Below are 16,829 nucleotides of genomic sequence, written 5' to 3'. Positions count from 1 at the left end.
CCGAGTTGGACGCGTACCTGATCCCGGCGGTCGACGGCGTGGCCTACGGCCTGCTGCTCTTCGTCGTCGCCGCCGGGCTCACCCTCGCCTTTGGCGTCGGTGACGTGCTCAACCTGGCGCACGGCACGCTGTTCGCCTTCGGCGCCTACGCGGCGGCGAAGGTCAGCGACGGGTCGTGGGCCTCGCTCGCGGCCGCGGTGCTCATCGGCGCCGTGGCCGCGGCGGCCGGCGGCGCCGTCCTGTCGGCGCTGCTGGTGCCGCTCGCCGGGCGGGGCCACCTGGCGCAGGCGCTGCTCACGTTCGGCGTCGCGCTCGTCGCCGGCGACCTGCTCGTCGGGGTGTTCGGCCCCGACGAGCTGCCGGTGCGGATCCCCGCGAGCCTCGACCGGGCGGTGACCATCGCCGGGCACTCGTACCCCGGCTACCGGCTCGCCTTCATCGGCGTCGCCACGCTCATCGCGGTGGCGCTCTACGTCGTCGTCGCCCGCACCCGCCTCGGCAGCCTGGTCCGCGCCACCGTGGACGACCGTGACATGGTCGCCACGCTCGGCGTCAACCCGTTCATGGTGCGCACCGGCATCCTCGCCGCGGGCGGTGCCCTCGCCGGGCTCGCCGGCGCGCTCGGCGCCCCGATCATCGGCCCCGGGCCGCGCACCGCGGACCTGGTCCTCATGCTGTCCCTGGTCGTGGTGGTGCTCGGCGGCATGGGCTCGATCGGCGGCGCGTTCGTCGCCGCGATCGCGGTCGGCGAGATCCAGACCATCGGGGTGACCTCGGAGACGACCCGGGACTACGCCCCGTTCCTACTCTTCGGCGCGATGGCCGTCGTGCTGTCCGCGCGGGCCCGTGGCCTGCTGTCGGCCGGGAGGAGCGCCGCATGACCGCGCTCAAGCGCCCCGCGCTGCCGGCCCCGCTGCGGCGCCTCGCGCCGCTGGGGTTCCCGGCGCTGATCGCCGTGCTGCTGCCCCTCGCGTGGGTCCTCGACGACTACGCCACCAAGACCCTCACCCGGATCCTCGTCATCGGGCTGCTCGCCGTCAGCGTCGCGCTGCTCACCGGCGTCGCGGGCCTGCCGACGCTCGGGCAGACCGCGCCGTACCTCGTCGGGGCCTACACCGCCGCGACCCTGGTCCGGCACGACGTGGCGATCGGCGTCGTGCAGCTGCTCGCCGCGGCCGCCGCCGGGGCGCTGTTCGCGCTGGTCACCGCGCCGCTGGTGGTCTACGCGCGGGGCGTCGTCGTGCTCATGATCACCCTGGCGCTCGGCGAGCTCACCTCGACCATCGCCGGACGGTGGAAGTCGGTCACGAACGGCACCGACGGCATGCTCGCGTTCGCGTCCCCGGCCCCGCTGCCGGGGCTGGTCACGCTCACCACCGACCGGGCCACGTACCTCTACGTCCTCACCGTCGTGGCGGTGCTGGTCGGCGCGGTGCTGCTGGTGCTGCGCTCGCCGGCCGGCGCGATGCTGCGGGCCGCCCGCGACGGCGAGCAGCGGATGCGGGCCAGCGGGCACCCCGTCGCCGGATACCTCACCGTCGCCTACGTGGTCGCCGGTGCCCTCGCCGGCTCGGCGGGCGCGCTGCTGGTCACCGTCGAGCGCTACGTCTCGCCCGGCGACGGCGGCTTCGACGTCTCCGCGCTCGTCCTGCTCGCGGTCGTCATCGGCGGCGCCACCTCGCTCGTCGGCGCGCTGCTCGGCGCGGGCCTGGTGGTCGCCGCCCGCGACTGGGTCTCCGGGCCGCTGCCCGGCCACGCGCCGCTGGTGCTGGGCGGGCTGTTCATCATCTGCGTGTACCTCCTGCCACGGGGGTTGCTGGGGAAGCGGTCGGCGCATGACTGACGTGCTCGAGGTGGAGGGGCTCGGTCGCCGGTACGGTGACCTCGCCGCCCTGGACGGTGTCGACCTGCGGATGGCGCCCGGCGACCGGGTCGGGCTGATCGGCCCGAACGGCGCCGGCAAGTCCACGCTGCTCAACCTGGTCGCCGGGTCGCTGCGGCCGACGGCGGGCCGCATCCGCCTCGACGGCCACGACGTCACCCGCCTCGGCCCGGCCCGCCGGGCCCGGCTCGGCGTCGGCCGGACCCACCAGCACCCGGCCGTCTGGTCGAGCCTGCCGGTGCTGGACAACGTGCTCGTCGCCGCCCGCCGGCCGTGGGGACGGCTGCGCGCCGGTCGCCGCGCCAGGGCCCACGAGCACGCCCGGGACCTGCTCGCCGGCGTCGGGCTGACCGGCGTGGACCAGACCCTCGCGGGCGCGCTGTCGCACGGGCAGCGCCGGCAGCTGGAGCTGGCGATGGCCCTGGCGGGGGAGCCGCGCCTGCTGCTGCTCGACGAGCCCGCCGCGGGTCTCGCCCCGCCGGAGGTCGAGGTCCTCGCGTCGCTGCTGGCGTCGCTGCCGCTCACCGTCGCGATCCTGCTGGTCGAGCACCACCTCGACCTGGTCTACGGCTTCGCCGACCGGATCACGGTGCTGCACTCCGGCCGTCACGTGCACACCGGCACCGTCCCGGAGACCCGCTCCTCACCCGAGGTGGCGGCCGCCTACGCCGGAGTGGCCCCATGACGCTGACCATCGAGGGGCTGCACGCCGGGTACGGCGGCGGCACCGTCCTGCACGGCGTCGACCTGACCGTGCCAGAGGGCACGGCCCTGGCGGTGCTCGGGATGAACGGCGCCGGCAAGACCACCCTCGTGCACACCATCGCCGGCCTGGTCAAGGCCCGCTCCGGCAGCGTCCGGCTGGGCGGCACCGAGCTGGCCCGGCGACCGGCGCACGCGATCGCCAGGGCGGGTGTCGCGCTGGTGCCGCAGGGGCGCCGGGTCTTCGCCAGCCTCACCGTCGCCGAGCACCTGACGCTGTCGCGCCGCAAGGGGGAGTGGACCCGGCAGCGCGTCCTGGACCTGCTGCCGCGGCTCGGTGAGCGACTCACCCACAAGGGCAACCAGCTCTCCGGCGGCGAGGCGCAGATGCTCGCGATCGCCCGGGCGCTGCTGACCCAGCCGCGGCTGCTGCTGCTCGACGAGCCGTGCGAGGGGCTCGCCGTCGACCTCGCCGCGCGGGTCCGGTCCGTCGTCGCCGAGCTGACCCGCACCGGGCTCACCGTCCTGCTGGTCGAGCAGCAGCCCGAGCACGCCCGGGCGGTCACCGGGCACCTCGTGCACCTGGAGAACGGCACGCTGGGCGCCGTCACGGAAGGCGACGAGGGGGACACCCAAGGGGCGGCAGGAATTTCCGTACTTCGATAGGTTGTCGGGCAGTCACCCTCCGGAGCAGGGAGCTGCCATGACGACACTGCCCTTCCCGCTGCCCGACGCGCCCACGCTGTACGCGCCGCTGCCGGCCCTGTCCGAGGTCCAGCGCGACGAGGACCTCGGCGGCGTGGCGCGGATCGACACCCCCGACGGCGGGGTCGCCTACGTGGTGACCCGCTACGCCGACGTGCGCACCGTCCTCGTCGACCCGCGGTTCAGCCGCGCCCAGGCGGCGGCCTCCACCACCGCCGCCGCCGACTTCGGGCTCGGCGCGCTCGCCACCGGCTCGATCGCCGGCATGGACCCGCCGGAGCACACCCGGCTGCGCAAGCTCGTCGCCCGCGCGTTCACCGCCCGCCGGGTCGAGCAGCTGCGGCCCGGCGCCGCCGGGATCGTCGACGAGCTCATCGACGCCATGCTGGAGCTGCCGCAGCCCGCCGACCTGGTCGAGCACTTCTCCCTCGCGCTGCCGGTCCGGGTGATCTGCGAGATGCTCGGCGTGCCCGCCGGCGACCGGGCGAAGTTCCACGGCTGGTCCGACACGCTGCTCGGCGGGCCCGGCTCCGACCCGCGGGTCATGGGCGCCGCGCTGCGGGCGATGGGGGAGTACTTCGCCGGCCTGATCGCGCTCAAGCGGGCCAGCCCGCAGGACGACCTGATGACGGCGCTGATCGCGGCCCGCGACGAGCAGGACAAGCTCTCCGAGGAGGAGCTGGTCCGGCTCAGCCTCGGCATCCTCATCGGCGGGCACGAGACGACCGCCAACCAGATCACGATGATCCTGCTGACCCTGCGGCACCACCCCGAGCAGGACGCCCGGCTGCGCGCCGACCCGTCGCTGATCCCGGGCGCGGTGGAGGAGCTGATGCGCTTCGTCCAGCTCGGCGACGCCGCCACCTCGCTGCCCCGCGTCGCCACCGAGGACGTCGAGCTCGGCGGCGTGACGATCCCGAAGGGAGCGGTCGTGCTGCCCGCGCTCGCCGTCGCGAACCGGGATCCCGAGGTGTACGACGAGCCCGACGGCCTCGACGTGACCCGCGCGGAGCTGTCGCACCTGTCGTTCGGCGCGGGCGTGCACCACTGCCTCGGCGCGCAGCTGGCCCGCATGGAGCTGCAGGAGGCGCTGCGCGGACTGTTCACGCGGATGCCCGCGGTCCGGGTGGCCGTGCCCGACGAGGAGCTGCGCTTCAAGCAGGGCATGATCGTGCGCAGCGTCGAGACGCTACCGGTGACCTGGTAACACCTGTCGGCGCCGCACCTGCACCCGCCGGCGCTTCACGTACACCCGCCGCCTGACGAACCAGGTGGGCATGGCAACGATCGGACGCCCCGCACCCTGGCAGCTCTGGACCGTGTGCGGGGGCGCTCGTCATCGTCGCGTACTACCTGCTGCCGGCCGGTGGCATCGAGCGCGGCCTGCTCTACCCGGCCCTGTCCGCGTCCTGCACGCTGGCGATCCTGGCCGGCATCCGGCGCACAACGACGGCCTGACCGGGGTGCCCAACCGCCGCGCCTGGGACCTGGAGCTGCAGCGGGAGATGACGAAGGCCCGCCGCAGCGGCGCCGACGTCTGCGTGGCGCTGCTGGACCTCGACCACTTCAAGCGCTTCAACGACACCTTCGGCCACCAGGCCGGCGACCGGCTGCTGAAGGAGGCGTCGGCCGCGTGGCGGTCGCTGCTGCGCCCCGGCGACACCCTGGCCCGCTACGGCGGCGAGGAGTTCGGCGTGCTCCTCGTCGGCGCCGCCCCGCCGGAGGCGGCACGGATCCTGGACCGGCTGCGCGAGGTCACCCCGCACGGCCAGTCGTTCTCCGCCGGGCTGGTCCGGTGGGACGGCGTGGAGGCCGCGGACGAGGTCGTCGGGCGCGCCGACGAGGCCCTCTACCACGCGAAACACAACGGCCGGAACCGCGTTCACCTGGTGGACGCCACCCCGACGACCAGGAACACCAGGATCCTCGCCTGAGGTTCGCGCGTGCCTTGTTGCAAACTCTTGGCAACAACGTGGCATCGGCAATAGGCTGCATGGCATGCCTGCGGTAGCCATGCACATCTCCAACGGGATCATCGACAACCAGATCGCGGTGCTGTTCGCCGGTGTCGCCCTCGCCGGGCTCGCCCTGTGCTTCATCCAGGGCCGGCGCGAGCTCGACGACCGGCTCGTGCCCATGGCGGGCCTGGTCGCGGCGTTCATCTTCGCCGTGCAGATGCTCAACTTCCAGGTGCTGCCCGGGGTCAGCGGCCACCTGCTCGGCGGCACCCTCGCCGCGATCCTCGTCGGGCCCTACCTCGGCGCGATCTGCGTCACGATCGTCCTCGTCGTGCAGGCACTGATCTTCAGCGACGGCGGCGTCACCGCCCTCGGGCTCAACATCACCAACATGGCGCTGCTCGGCACCGCCGCCGGCTACCTGGTCGTCGCCACGCTGCTGCGGGTGCTGCCCCGGCGCACCTGGACACTGACCGCGACCGCCGTGATCGCCTGCGTCGTGTCGGTGACGGTCGCCGCGCAGGGCTTCGTCCTCCAGTACGCCCTCGGCGGCGCCACCGACATCGGGAAGTCCCTCGGCGCGATCGCCGCCGCCATGGCCGGCACGCACCTGCTGATCGGGCTCGGCGAGGGCGTCATCACCGCGCTCACCGTCACCTACGTGGCGAAGGTCCGCCCCGACCTCGTCTACGCGGTCCGCAACCGCCGGCGCCCCGTCGTCAGCGAGGCGGTGACGGTATGAGGAAGTCGACCTGGTTCATCCTCAGCGGCCTGATCGCCGCGCTGCTGCTCGCCGGCGTGGTCAGCAACTACGCCTCCGGCCACCCCGACGGCCTCGACTCCGTCGCCCGGGAGGGCTGCACCTTCGACGCCGACGACCACATCACCGGCGGCACCTGCATGGCGCAGTCGGAGACGGACAACGCCACCAAGGACAGCCCCCTCGCCGGGTACGGGCTGCGCGGCATCGGCAACGACTTCCTCTCCACCGGCCTGTCCGGGGTGATCGGGGTCGTCGCCACGTTCGCGATCGGCGGCGGCGTCTTCTGGCTGCTGCGCGCCGGTCGTTCCTCGCGCTCCTCGCATCAGGCGGGCTGACATGGGGGCTGGGCACAGCCACGCGCTGTTCGTGGACCGGCGCTCGCCAGTACACGACCTGGCGCCCGAGGTGAAGATCGCCGCCAGCGTCCTGTTCACCGTCGCCGTCGTCGCCACGCCGCGCGAGGCGCTGTGGGCGTTCGGCGGCTACCTCGCCGTCATCGTGGCCGTCGCGCTCACCGCCCGGATCGGCCTGCGCTGGCTCGCCCTGCGCTCCCTCATCGAGCTGCCGTTCATCCTGTTCGCGTTCGCGCTGCCGTTCCTCGGCCACGGCGAGCGGGTGCACTGGCTCGGCATGAGCCTGTCCGTCGACGGGGTCTACGGCATGTGGAACATCATCGCCAAGGGCACCCTCGGCGTGCTCTCGTCGCTGCTGCTCGCCGGCACCACCACCCCACGCGACCTGCTGCTCGGCCTCGACCGGCTGCGCTGCCCGGCGATGATCACCGTCATCGCCACGTTCATGCTGCGCTACCTCGACGTCCTGGCCGGCGAGGGCCGCCGGATGCGGGTCGCGCAGCGCTCCCGCGGCTACGACCCGCGCTTCCTGTGGCAGATCAAGGGCTTCGCCACCGGCATCGGCGCGCTGTTCCTGCGCGCCTTCGAGCGCGGCGAACGCGTCTACCTGGCGATGATCTCCCGTGGCTACGAGGGGCGCATCCCACTGGCGCTCGCCGGCGGCGGCGCGACCGCCCGGCAGTGGGCGGCGGCCGCCACGGTGCCCGTCGTCGCCGGCGCGATCGCGACGGTAGCGTTGCTCGGGTGACGCCATCCCTGCGGGTGACCGGCCTGCACTTCGCATACCCCGACGGGCACGTGGCGCTGCGCGGCGTCGACCTCACCGTCCCGCAGGGGGAGCGGGTCGCCCTGCTGGGCCCCAACGGCGCCGGCAAGACCACGTTCGTGCTGCACCTCAACGGCATCCACACGGCGACCGCCGGCGGCGTCGAGGTCGGCGGCCTGGCCGTCGAGCCGCGCGACCGGGCCGGGCTGAAGGAGGTCCGCCGCCGCGTCGGGATCGTCTTCCAGGACCCCGACGACCAGCTCTTCATGCCGACCGTCGCCGAGGACGTCGCCTTCGGCCCGGCCAACCTCGGCCTACGCGGCGCCGAGCTGGCCGCGCGCGTCGACGAGGCCCTCGACGCGGTCGGGATGGCCTTCGCCCGCGACCGCGCCCCGCACCACCTGTCCTTCGGGCAGCGCCGCCGGGTCGCCGTCGCCACCGTCCTCGCGATGCGGCCGGAGATCCTCGTGCTCGACGAGCCGTCGTCCAACCTCGACCCCGCGTCGCGCCGGGAGCTCGCCGCCATCCTCCGGTCGCTGCCGGTCACGCTGCTGATGGTGACCCACGACCTGCCGTACGCCCTGGAGCTCTGCCCACGCTCCGTCATCCTCGACGACGGCCGGATCGCCGCCGACGGCCCGACCCGGGAGCTGCTCGCCGACGCGGACCTGCTCGAACGGCACCGGTTGGAGCTGCCGTTCGGCTATACGGTGACCGCATGACCTCCCCGCCTTTCTCGGCTTTTTCGGCTTTCTCGGCTTTTTCGGTGGTTGCATGACCGACTCGGCTCGCTGGACCCGGGTCGACGACGGCCGGTTTCAGGTCGATCTGCTCACCGCCGACTACCGGCGGCACGCGTTCACCCGGCACAGCCACTCGACCTTCGCCATCGGCGTCGTGGTCTGCGGCGCCGAACAGTTCCACTACCGGGGCGCGTTGCACCGGGCGGGCGTCGGCAGCCTGGCGATCCTGGAGCCCGGCGAGCCGCACGACGGCCAGGCCGCCGACCCTTCCGGCTGGGCCTACCGCGTCTTCTACCCGCCCGCCGACCTGCTCTTCGAGGGCTTCGCGGCGCCGGCACACTTCGCCGACGCGGTGGTCCACGACCCGCACACCGTGCACCTGATCCGCTCGGCCCACGAGGCGCTGACCTCCGGTACCGACACCTTCGCCGCCCACTCGAAGCTCACCTGGGCGCTCGCCTCGGTGGTCCGCCGGCACGGCTCGCACGCCCCCTCCGGCATGCCGGCCCTGCCCGCCCAGGACGCCGCGGCGGGACGGAAGGTCACCGAGATCCGCGACCGGCTCATGGCGGACCTCCGCAGCGCCCCCAACCTCCGCGAGCTCGCCGACGGCGTCGAACTGTCCCCGTTCCACATGCTGCGCGTCTTCCGCGCCGCGACCGGCTTCCCGCCGCACGCCTGGCTCGTCCTCGAACGCGTCTGCCGCGCCCGCCACCTCCTCGCCGCCGGCCACACCCCCGCCGAGGTCGCCGGCGCCGTCGGCTTCGCCGACCAGGCCCACCTCACCCGGTGGTTCAAGCGCGTGACGGGCGTCACCCCGGCCGCGTTCCGCAACTCCGTTCAAGACCCCGTGCGCACCGTCGCGTGATGCTGTCGGCATGAGTCGTCGTGGCTGGTTGCTCTTCATCGCCATGTCCGTCGTGTGGGGCGTCCCGTACCTGCTGATCAAGGTCGCGGTCCGCGACATCGGCCCCGCCGAGCTGGTCTTCGTCCGCACCGCCCTCGGCGCGCTCCTGCTGCTGCCGATCGCCCTGTACCGCAAGGAGGTCCGGGCCTCGCTGCGCCCGTGGCTGCCGCTGCTCGCCTACACCGTCGTCGAGGTCGGCATCCCCTGGCTGCTGCTGTCCCACGCCGAACAGGAGGTCGACAGCGCCTTCACCGGTCTGGTCATCGCCGGTGTACCCCTGGCCGCCGCCCTCATCGCCCGCGAACGCCTCTCCGGCACCCGCATCGCGGGCCTGGTCACCGGCCTCGCCGGCGTCGGCCTGCTGGTCGGCTTCCACGGCACCACCGGCGGCCCCGTCCCGCTCCTGGAGCTCCTCGGCGTCGTGATCTGCTACGCGTCCGGCCCGCTGATCATCGAACGCTGGCTCTCCGACGTGCCCCGCTACGGCGTGTCCGCCGTGTCCCTGGCCGCCGGCGCGCTGCTCTTCGCCCCGTTCGTCGCCCCCGGCCTGCCGTCCCTGGCCCGCACGGTGACCCTCCGCCCCGCCCTCGCCGCCGTCACCCTGGCCGTCGTGTGCACCGCGCTCGCGTTCGTGCTGTTCTTCGCCCTCGTCGCCGAGGTCGGCGGCGTCCGCGCCACGGTCATCACCTTCGTCAACCCCGCCGTCGCCGTCATCCTCGGCGCCGCCGTCCTGCACGAGAAGATCACCCCACTGACCGTCGGCGCCTTCGTGCTGATTCTCGCCGGCTCGTTTCTCGCCACCCGCAAAAAGATCTCCGAAGAACCTGCCGAGAAGCGCGAACCGGCCGCCGTCTGACCCCGCCCGGCCACCGTGCCGGGCGCGCGGGGCAGCGTAGACTACGGAGGGTTACGCCGCCGCGGGTCGACTGTTCCGGCGGAAGATCGATTTCTCCGGCGGGGGTATCGTGCTTGTGAACGGCCCGGCAGCACCCGAGCTGCTCACCTGATCCACCGCAAGAGATGCCACGCCCACCGCCGACTCCCGCAGGCTTCAGGGATGACGTGCGCCCCCGCGAGCCCAGGGGATGGATGACGCACGGCCCTCGCGAGTCCAGGGGATGACGTGGTCGCCGTCAGCTCCTGCGGGCTCGATGCGGCCTTGTGTCACCTGCCTGCCGCGCAGCCGCCTCGTGTCGCCTGCCGCGCAGACCCAGGAGGCTTCCGCTGCCGCCCGGTCCGAGACGTGGCCATCCAGGGCGAAGACGTGGCGGTCCCGCCGTCCGGGCAGAGGCGTGGCTACCCCCGGCCGGGTCCCGGCGAACCCGCGCTGAGACGGGATGCGGCGATCCCCGGCTCAGAGATGGCGATCCCGTGCCGAGGCGTGGCGGTTCCGGGCCGAGATGCGGCGGCCCCGGGCGAAGATGTGGCGGTCCTGCCGTCCGGGCAGAGGCGTGGCGACCCCCGGCCGGGGCGCGGCGAACCCGCGCTGAGACGAGATGCGGCGATCCCCGGCTCAGAGATGGCGGTCCCGGGCGGAGATGTGGCGTCCCCGGGCGGAGACGGCGCGGCGGTCCTGGGTGGAGATGCGGCGATCCACCCGCCTGGTCGGGCGGGTGGATCGCTGGTGGGTCGTCCGGCGCGCCGGCATCAGTCGGCGAGGATGGCGTACAGCTTGCGGCGCGTCTCGGTCAGGACCTCGAGGGCCTGGGTGCGCTGCTCGGCGGTGCCGTTGAAGCCGACCTGCCGCAGGGCGTCCATGATGCCGATCGCGGCGTCGCGGAACTCCTGTGCCTGGGAGACGTTCTCGTCGCCGTACTCCTGCCACGGCGCGTTCTGTGCGGCGGCCTCGGCCTCGGGGCGGCCGGTGTCGGTCAGGACGAAGCGCTTGCGGCCGCCCTGCTCCTCGGCCGTGATGAGGCCCTCGTCCTCGAGCAGCTGGAGCGTCGGGTAGATCGAGCCGGGGCTCGGCCGCCAGATGCCGCCGGTGCGGCTCTCCAGCTCCTGGATCATCTCGTAGCCGTGCATGGGGCGCTCGTGCAGCAGCGCCAGGACGGCGAGGCGCACGTTGGGGCGGCCGCCCCGGCCCGTGCCCTTGCCGCCCCAGCCGCCGCGTCCAGCGCCCCGGCCGTGCCCGTGGCCCCAGCCGCGCCCGCCCGGGCCGCCCGGGCCACCGGGAGGGAAGGGCGGGATGAAGCCGCCGAAGCCACGGTGCCAGGCACCCGCGTCGAAGAGCATTGCTCCGTGTCGTGATCGCATGATCGTTTCCAATCGTCGAACGGTCGCCGACCTGTTGTCGACTGTCGTTGATAGTTCGACGATATATCGGGAACCTATCGGCAACAAGGGCGCGACCGATACATCCCGAAAAGAGCGTTACAGCACGATCACCGTCCGCAAGACCGTGCCCGCCTCCATCTCGTGGAACGCCGCCTCCACGTCCGACAGGCCGCCGGTGGCGCTGACGAACTTGTCGAGGGGGAGCCGTCCCTGCAGGTACAGGTCGACGAGCATCGGGAAGTCCCGCGACGGCAGGCAGTCGCCGTACCAGCTGGACTTCAGCGCGCCGCCCCGGCCGAAGACCTCCAGGAACGGCAGGGTCAGCTGCATGTCGGGCCGCGGCACGCCGACGAGCACCACCGTGCCGGCCAGGTCGCGGGCGTTGAAGGCCTGCTCGTACACCTGCGGCGACCCCACCGCCTCGATGACGACGTCCGCGCCGAACCCGCCGGTCAGCGCCCGCACCGCCTCGACCGGGTCGGTCTCGCGCGAGTTGATGACGTGCGTCGCCCCGAACTCCTGCGCCCAGGCGAGCTTGCGCACGTCCACGTCGATGCCGATGATCGTGCGCGCGCCGGCGAGGACCGCGCCGGCGATCGCCGCGTCGCCGACGCCGCCGCAGCCGAACACCGCGACCGAGTCGCCGCGGCCCACGTTGCCGGTGTTGATCGCGGCGCCGATGCCGGCCATCACGCCGCAGCCGAGCAGCCCGGCGACGCTCGCCGACGCGCGGGGGTCGACCTTCGTGCACTGACCGGCGGCGACCAGGGTGTACTTGAGGAACGCGCCGATCCCGAGGGCCGGCGACAGCGGGGTGCCGTCGGCGAGGGTCATCTTCTGCTTCGCGTTGTGGGTGTTGAAGCAGTACCAGGGACGCCCGCGCAGGCACGCCCGGCACTGCCCGCAGACGGCCCGCCAGTTGAGCACGACGAAGTCGCCGGGCGCGACATCGGTGACGTCCGGGCCGACGGCGGAGACGATCCCGGCGGCCTCATGGCCGAGCAGGTAGGGGAAGTCGTCGCCGATGCCGCCCTCGCGGTAGTGCAGGTCGGTGTGGCAGACCCCGCACGCCTGCACCTCCACCACCGCCTCGCCGGGGCCTGGGTCGGGGACGATGACGGTCTCGAGGCTGACGGGCCGTCCCTTGCCGAGGGCGACGACGCCCTGTGTTTCGATAGGCATACCTCCCGTCCTACCAGAGGAATCCAGAGATGACGGACGACCTGCGGCGCATCGCGAAGGAACACTTCGGCTGGGACCGGCTGCGAGACGAGCAGGTGCAGGCCATGCAGGCCCTGATGGAGGGACGCGACGCCCTGGCGGTGCTGCCGACCGGCGCCGGGAAGTCCGCCATCTACCAGGTGCCGGCGCCGCTGCTGCCCGGCCCGACGATCGTCATCTCGCCGCTGCTGGCGCTGCAGCAGGACCAGATCGCGTCGCTGACCGCCCGCAACCAGGCGTCGCTGCAGGCCGTGCGGCTGTCCTCGGCCGAGGGCAAGGCCGAGCGCGAGGAGGCCCTGGAGGCGCTGCGCGCCGGCGACGCCGAGTTCGTGTTCCTGACCCCGGAGCAGTTCGCCGACCCGGCCCGTGTCGCCCAGATCAAGGCGCTGAAGCCGAGCCTCGTCGCCGTCGACGAGGCGCACTGCGTCTCCGCGTGGGGCCACGACTTCCGCCCCGACTACCTGCAGCTCGGGCAGTTCATCCGCGAGCTGGGCCGCCCGCCGATCGTCGCGCTCACCGCGACCGCCTCGCCGCCGGTCCGTGAGGACATCGTCGAGCGGCTCGGGATGCGCGACCCGGAGATCGTCGTGACCGGCCTCGACCGGCCCAACCTGTTCCTGGAGTCGGTGCACTGCCCCGACGAGCAGACCCGCTACCGGCGGCTGCTCACCCGGCTGAAGGAGTCCACGCCGCCCGGGATCATCTACGCGCCGACCCGCCGCGCCACCGAGGAGCTCGCCGAGCGGCTCGTCGAGGAGGGCATGCCGGCCGTCGCGTACCACGGCGGCATGAGCGCCGGCGACCGCGAGCGCGCGCACGAGGCGTTCCTCGCCGACGAGGTCGAGATCATGGTCGCGACGACCGCGTTCGGCATGGGCATCGACAAGCCCAACATCCGCTGGGTCAACCACATCGCGCTGCCGGACTCGCCCGACTCCTACCTGCAGGAGATCGGCCGGGCCGGGCGCGACGGGAAGCCGGCGCAGGTGCTGCTGCTGCACCGAACCGAGGACACCGGGCTGCGGAAGTTCTTCACGAACGTCTCCGTCGACCGTGAGGAGGTCAGCTCCCTCGCGGCGCTGCTGCGCTCCGTCGCGCCCGAGGCGATCACCCGCGACGAGCTGGAGGAGCGCACCGGCCTCGGCGCGCGCAAGCTCGGGCAGTTGCTGAGCCTCCTGGAGGAGGTCGGCGGCGCGCAGCTCCTGCACGGCAGCAAGGTCAAGGCACCCCGGTGGGCGCCGACCCCCGCGAAGGCGGCGGAGCTCGCGGAGGAGCAGGCCGAGCGGCAGCAGACGCTGTCGCGGTCGCGCCTGGACATGATGCGCACCTTCGCCGAGACGGAGCTTTGCCGCGGCCGGACGCTGCTGGCGTACTTCGGTGAGCACCTCGAGGGCACCTGCGGCCACTGCGACAACTGCCACGACGGCAGCGCGCAGGCCGGGCTCGCCGCCACGGCCGACGTGCCGTTCCCGGTCCACAGCGAGGTCCGCCACGGCGAGTGGGGCAAGGGCGTCGTCATGTCGTACGCCGGTGAGCACATGACGGTCCTGTTCGACGAGGTCGGCTACAAGACGCTGTCAGTGCCGGTCGTTGAGGAGCACAAGCTGCTGCGCCGGCTCTGAGGCCCGCGCCACCGCCGCGGCGTCCAGGCCGCACGTCTCGAACAACGCCCGCGCCGCGGCCCGCTCGGCCGTGTCGTCCCGCTCCTCGCGCCGCAGCGCGTCGGCGATCCCGGCGTGCGCGCGGGCCCGCTCGTAGCGTCGTTCGGTCAGCTCGGCGAGGCGCAGCGCCAGCTCGTGCGCGGCGATCGCGTCGCCGGTCCGCCCGAGCAGGGTCAGCGTGGTGCCGAGGTCGTTGCGGGCGCTGGCCTCGAAGAACGGCGCCAGGTCGCGGACCTGCTCGGATGCCTCGTGATGGCAGCGCAGTGCCGCGCCGGGGTCGCCGAGCACCGCGTGCGTGCGGCCCATCCCGCACAGCGCCTCGACGACGCCGGCCCTGCTGCCGGCCTCCCGGTTCATCCGATGGCCGCGGGTGAACAGCAGCAGCGCCAGCCGTGGGTGGCCGAGCGCGAGGTGCGCCCCGGCGAACTCGTTGCACAGGTTGGCGAGCTGCATGGTCGCGCCGATGCGGTGCATGTGCAGCGCCGCGTCGCGCAACGTCACGCGGGCCTGGGCGGGCCGCCCCAGCAGGAGCTCGGTCGCGCCGGTCTCGAAGAGGGCCAACGGCGTGCTGGCGTGCTCCTTGTTCAGCTCGCGGAACGTGCGCAGGTGCTCCATGCCTTCGGCGAGCCATCCGGCGGCGCGGCACACGATGCCGAGGTTGACCTGGACCCGGCTGACCTCCTGCGGCATGCCGGCCGTGGCGTAGTGCGCCGCGGCTCGCTCCAGGTGCCTGATGCTCTCCGTGCTGCGCCCCAGCCGCATCGTCGTGCCGGCGTGCCAGTTGCTGGCGAGCGCGATCAGCCCGTCGTCGCCGAGCGCGGACGCGGACGCGATGGCCTGCAGGCCGAGCCGTTCGGCGATCTCGGCCCGCCCCTCGTTGTTGGCGAACCGCCACAGCACCCGGTGCAGCATGACCGCGTGCCGGTGCGCGCCGGTGCGGTGCGCCTCATCGGCGAGGGCGACGACGGCGGGCCACGTCGCCCGCAACCAGAGCAGGCGCTCGTGCTCGTCGGAGAAGGACCGCTGGAACGCGTCCGGCCGCACGTCCGGTGCGATCGCCTGGATCAGCTCCAGGGGACGGTTCACGGCGGCGACCGTGTGCAGGTAGTAGTCGAGCAGCCGGGTGGTCGCGGCCGCCCGTTCCTCCTCGATCACCAGGGTGGCGGCGAACTCGCGCAGCAGGTCGTGCAGCCGGTACCGGCCGGGCTGGTCCTCCTCCAGCAGGTGCACCTCCACCAGCCGGTCCAGCAGCTCCCGGGCCTGCCCGACCGGCACGTCGGCCAGCGCGGCCGCCGGCCACGCCTCGAACTCACCCGCCGGATGCAGCCCGAGCAGCCGGAAGCACCGCTGCTCGGCCCCGCTCAACTGCCGATACGACACGTCAAACGCCGCCGCCACGCTGTGGCCCTCCGCCGACACCGCGATCGGTGGCGGATCCGCGGCCCGTAACCGCTCCACCATCGCCGCCAGACTCCACCGCGGCCGGTGCTGCAACCGGTGCGCGATCAGCCGCACCGCCAACGGCAGCCGCCCGCACAGCTCGACCACCATGACCGCCGCTTCCGGCTCGGCGTCCACCCGCTCACCCACCGCGTCCCGCAGCACCGCCACCGCGGCACCGACAGGAAGGGGCTCCAGCTTCAGCAGGAACGCGTCGTCGACCGGCCCGATCCTGGTCCGGCTGGTCACGAGCACCACGCACGGCGCGTCGGCCTGGGGTAGCAGCGGCCGCACCTGTTCGGCGCCGGCGGCGTTGTCCAGCACCACGACGGACCCGCGGCCGGCGAGGGCCCGCCGCCATAGCCCCTGCCGGCCCGGCAGGTCGCCGGGGATGCGCTGCGGTGCCTCGCCGAGCTGGGCGAGGAGCAGGCCGAGGGCGTCGACCGGCGACACCGGGCCGCCCTCGCTGTGCCCCTGAAGGTCGACGAAGAGCTGAGCGGCCGGATACCCGGGCCGCAGTGCCTCGGCGGCGGCCACCGCGAACGCGGACTTCCCGACGCCGGCCATCCCGTCGACGACGATCAGGCGGTGCGGGCCGTGGGCCGCCCTCAGCAGCCGCGCGGTCTCCTCCTCCCGCCCCCGCAGCCGGGCGACCGTCCGGGGCAGGGCGCTGGGCCCCGATCCCTGCGGCGACGTCTCCGCGGTGCCGCGGAGCACCTCCATGTGCAGGTCGCGCAGCCGCGGGCCGGGGTCGACGCCGAGCTCGTCGCGCAGGGCCTCGACGGTGCGCCGGTAGAGGTGCAGCGCCTCGGCCTGGCGGCCGTCGCGGTGCAGGGCGGCCATGACGGCACCGGCGAGGCGCTCGCGCAGCGGATTGCCGGCGACGAGCGGCGCCGCGTGCTCGACCACCTCGCGGGGCCGGCGCAGGACCAGCAGGGTCTCCGCCCACTCCTCGGTCGCGGCCCAGCGCAGCTCGATGAGCGAGCTGCGCCACCGGGCGATCACCGAGCCGGGCAGCCCGGCGAACGGGGTGCCGCGCCACTCGTCGAGGGCGGTGCGGTACAGCCGCGCGGCGACCTCCGGGTCCGGTTCGGTGCGGGCCCGGCGCAGTGCCGCGCGGAAGCGGGACAGGTCGAGCCGGTCCTCCGGCAGCGTGATCCGGTAGCCGGCCGGGTCGGTCCGCAGGGCCTCGCCGTCGGCGCCGAGGAGGCGGCGGATGCGGTACACCACGGTCTGCAGCTGGTTGCGGGCGGTCACCGGCGGGTCGTCGTCCCACACCAGCTCCACCAGGTCCTGCACGGCGACCACCCGGCCGGAGTGGAACAGCAGCCCAGCCACGATCAGTTGCTGGCGGGAGCCGCCCAGGTCGACGGGCCTTCCGCCGGCCACCACCTCGACCGGACCCAGCACGGAACACTCCACGCAGCGTGACGGTAGTGCGTCGCGGCAAG

At 73.7% G+C, this 16,829-nt stretch carries 16 protein-coding genes; 13 read left to right on the top strand and 3 right to left on the bottom strand.

Annotated features, from left to right (window positions below):
* Positions 1-5 precede the first annotated feature (5 nt).
* The 12 genes from ABZ321_RS48165 (at position 6) to ABZ321_RS48110 (ending at position 9,635) form a co-directional block, all read left to right on the top strand.
* Complete coding sequence (locus tag ABZ321_RS48165; RefSeq protein WP_354903100.1) at positions 6-881, top strand: branched-chain amino acid ABC transporter permease; 876 nt, start codon at positions 6-8, stop codon at positions 879-881.
* Positions 878-1,843 (top strand): branched-chain amino acid ABC transporter permease, encoded by a 966-nt coding sequence (locus ABZ321_RS48160; RefSeq protein WP_344502856.1) that lies wholly within the window; start codon positions 878-880, stop codon positions 1,841-1,843. The genes ABZ321_RS48165 and ABZ321_RS48160 overlap by 4 nt, the downstream gene beginning before the upstream one ends.
* The gene (locus tag ABZ321_RS48155) at positions 1,836-2,567 is read left to right on the top strand and encodes an ABC transporter ATP-binding protein (RefSeq protein ID WP_344502854.1); all 732 of its coding nucleotides are present in this window, start codon (positions 1,836-1,838) and stop codon (positions 2,565-2,567) included. The genes ABZ321_RS48160 and ABZ321_RS48155 overlap by 8 nt, the downstream gene beginning before the upstream one ends.
* Positions 2,564-3,250, top strand: coding sequence for an ATP-binding cassette domain-containing protein (locus tag ABZ321_RS48150; RefSeq protein ID WP_354903099.1), 687 nt, complete (start codon positions 2,564-2,566; stop codon positions 3,248-3,250). The genes ABZ321_RS48155 and ABZ321_RS48150 overlap by 4 nt, the downstream gene beginning before the upstream one ends.
* A 37-nt stretch (positions 3,251-3,287) precedes the next feature.
* On the top strand, positions 3,288-4,496 hold the full coding sequence (locus tag ABZ321_RS48145; RefSeq protein ID WP_344502852.1) for a cytochrome P450: 1,209 nt from the start codon (positions 3,288-3,290) through the stop codon (positions 4,494-4,496).
* A gap of 70 nt (positions 4,497-4,566) precedes the next feature.
* On the top strand, positions 4,567-5,223 hold the full coding sequence (locus ABZ321_RS48140) for a GGDEF domain-containing protein (protein WP_354903098.1): 657 nt from the start codon (positions 4,567-4,569) through the stop codon (positions 5,221-5,223).
* 64 nt (positions 5,224-5,287) lie between these two features.
* Positions 5,288-5,989, top strand: coding sequence for an energy-coupling factor ABC transporter permease (locus ABZ321_RS48135; protein ID WP_344502850.1), 702 nt, complete (start codon positions 5,288-5,290; stop codon positions 5,987-5,989).
* Complete coding sequence (locus ABZ321_RS48130) at positions 5,986-6,345, top strand: PDGLE domain-containing protein (protein WP_344502849.1); 360 nt, start codon at positions 5,986-5,988, stop codon at positions 6,343-6,345. The genes ABZ321_RS48135 and ABZ321_RS48130 overlap by 4 nt, the downstream gene beginning before the upstream one ends.
* 1 nt (position 6,346) lies before the next feature.
* Positions 6,347-7,111: a cobalt ECF transporter T component CbiQ gene (gene cbiQ / locus ABZ321_RS48125; protein ID WP_344502848.1), complete on the top strand. Its 765-nt coding sequence runs from the start codon at positions 6,347-6,349 to the stop codon at positions 7,109-7,111.
* Positions 7,108-7,851 carry an ATP-binding cassette domain-containing protein gene (locus ABZ321_RS48120; protein WP_344502847.1) on the top strand — a complete coding sequence of 248 codons (744 nt, stop codon included), beginning with the start codon at positions 7,108-7,110 and terminating at the stop codon, positions 7,849-7,851. Before cbiQ ends, ABZ321_RS48120 begins: the two co-directional genes overlap by 4 nt.
* Before the next feature lie 52 nt (positions 7,852-7,903).
* Complete coding sequence (locus ABZ321_RS48115) at positions 7,904-8,740, top strand: AraC family transcriptional regulator (protein ID WP_344502846.1); 837 nt, start codon at positions 7,904-7,906, stop codon at positions 8,738-8,740.
* 10 nt (positions 8,741-8,750) lie between these two features.
* The gene (locus ABZ321_RS48110) at positions 8,751-9,635 is read left to right on the top strand and encodes an EamA family transporter (protein WP_344502845.1); all 885 of its coding nucleotides are present in this window, start codon (positions 8,751-8,753) and stop codon (positions 9,633-9,635) included.
* Positions 9,636-10,426: 791 nt separating this feature from the next.
* Here the strand turns inward: ABZ321_RS48110 and ABZ321_RS48105 are convergent.
* Positions 10,427-11,035, bottom strand: a complete 609-nt coding sequence (locus ABZ321_RS48105; RefSeq protein WP_354903097.1) for a PadR family transcriptional regulator — start codon at positions 11,033-11,035, stop codon at positions 10,427-10,429.
* Positions 11,036-11,152: 117 nt separating this feature from the next.
* The gene (locus ABZ321_RS48100) at positions 11,153-12,238 is read right to left on the bottom strand and encodes an S-(hydroxymethyl)mycothiol dehydrogenase (protein ID WP_354903096.1); all 1,086 of its coding nucleotides are present in this window, start codon (positions 12,236-12,238) and stop codon (positions 11,153-11,155) included.
* Positions 12,239-12,267: 29 nt separating this feature from the next.
* Here ABZ321_RS48100 and ABZ321_RS48095 point away from each other — a divergent pair, with 29 nt between their 5' ends.
* A complete protein-coding gene (locus ABZ321_RS48095) occupies positions 12,268-13,899 on the top strand; it encodes an ATP-dependent DNA helicase RecQ (protein WP_344502842.1) in 1,632 nt (543 codons plus the stop codon).
* Here the strand turns inward: ABZ321_RS48095 and ABZ321_RS48090 are convergent.
* Positions 13,855-16,800, bottom strand: coding sequence for a BTAD domain-containing putative transcriptional regulator (locus ABZ321_RS48090; protein WP_354903095.1), 2,946 nt, complete (start codon positions 16,798-16,800; stop codon positions 13,855-13,857). The two genes, ABZ321_RS48095 and ABZ321_RS48090, sit on opposite strands and share 45 nt — an antisense overlap.
* Between the last annotated feature and the right edge of the window lie 29 nt (positions 16,801-16,829).

This window comes from Dactylosporangium sp. NPDC006015 (genome assembly GCF_040614215.1).
In the GTDB taxonomy this organism is placed as follows: domain Bacteria; phylum Actinomycetota; class Actinomycetes; order Mycobacteriales; family Micromonosporaceae; genus Dactylosporangium; species Dactylosporangium maewongense.
The sequence above is the reverse complement of the archived record's forward strand: the minus strand, read 5'-3'. Positions and strand labels throughout refer to the sequence as shown.

What these genes read in the sequence shown, in the direction of transcription:
- cbiQ (WP_344502848.1), top strand. Translation starts at nt 6,347, where the DNA reads ATGGGGGCTGGGCACAGCCACGCGCTGTTCGTGGACCGGCGCTCGCCA.
- ABZ321_RS48105 (WP_354903097.1), bottom strand. Translation starts at nt 11,035, where the DNA reads ATGCGATCACGACACGGAGCAATGCTCTTCGACGCGGGTGCCTGGCAC.
- ABZ321_RS48150 (WP_354903099.1), top strand. Translation starts at nt 2,564, where the DNA reads ATGACGCTGACCATCGAGGGGCTGCACGCCGGGTACGGCGGCGGCACC.
- ABZ321_RS48110 (WP_344502845.1), top strand. Translation starts at nt 8,751, where the DNA reads ATGAGTCGTCGTGGCTGGTTGCTCTTCATCGCCATGTCCGTCGTGTGG.
- ABZ321_RS48145 (WP_344502852.1), top strand. Translation starts at nt 3,288, where the DNA reads ATGACGACACTGCCCTTCCCGCTGCCCGACGCGCCCACGCTGTACGCG.
- ABZ321_RS48100 (WP_354903096.1), bottom strand. Translation starts at nt 12,238, where the DNA reads ATGCCTATCGAAACACAGGGCGTCGTCGCCCTCGGCAAGGGACGGCCC.
- ABZ321_RS48130 (WP_344502849.1), top strand. Translation starts at nt 5,986, where the DNA reads ATGAGGAAGTCGACCTGGTTCATCCTCAGCGGCCTGATCGCCGCGCTG.
- ABZ321_RS48160 (WP_344502856.1), top strand. Translation starts at nt 878, where the DNA reads ATGACCGCGCTCAAGCGCCCCGCGCTGCCGGCCCCGCTGCGGCGCCTC.
- ABZ321_RS48135 (WP_344502850.1), top strand. Translation starts at nt 5,288, where the DNA reads ATGCCTGCGGTAGCCATGCACATCTCCAACGGGATCATCGACAACCAG.
- ABZ321_RS48155 (WP_344502854.1), top strand. Translation starts at nt 1,836, where the DNA reads ATGACTGACGTGCTCGAGGTGGAGGGGCTCGGTCGCCGGTACGGTGAC.
- ABZ321_RS48140 (WP_354903098.1), top strand. Translation starts at nt 4,567, where the DNA reads ATGGCAACGATCGGACGCCCCGCACCCTGGCAGCTCTGGACCGTGTGC.
- ABZ321_RS48115 (WP_344502846.1), top strand. Translation starts at nt 7,904, where the DNA reads ATGACCGACTCGGCTCGCTGGACCCGGGTCGACGACGGCCGGTTTCAG.
- ABZ321_RS48095 (WP_344502842.1), top strand. Translation starts at nt 12,268, where the DNA reads ATGACGGACGACCTGCGGCGCATCGCGAAGGAACACTTCGGCTGGGAC.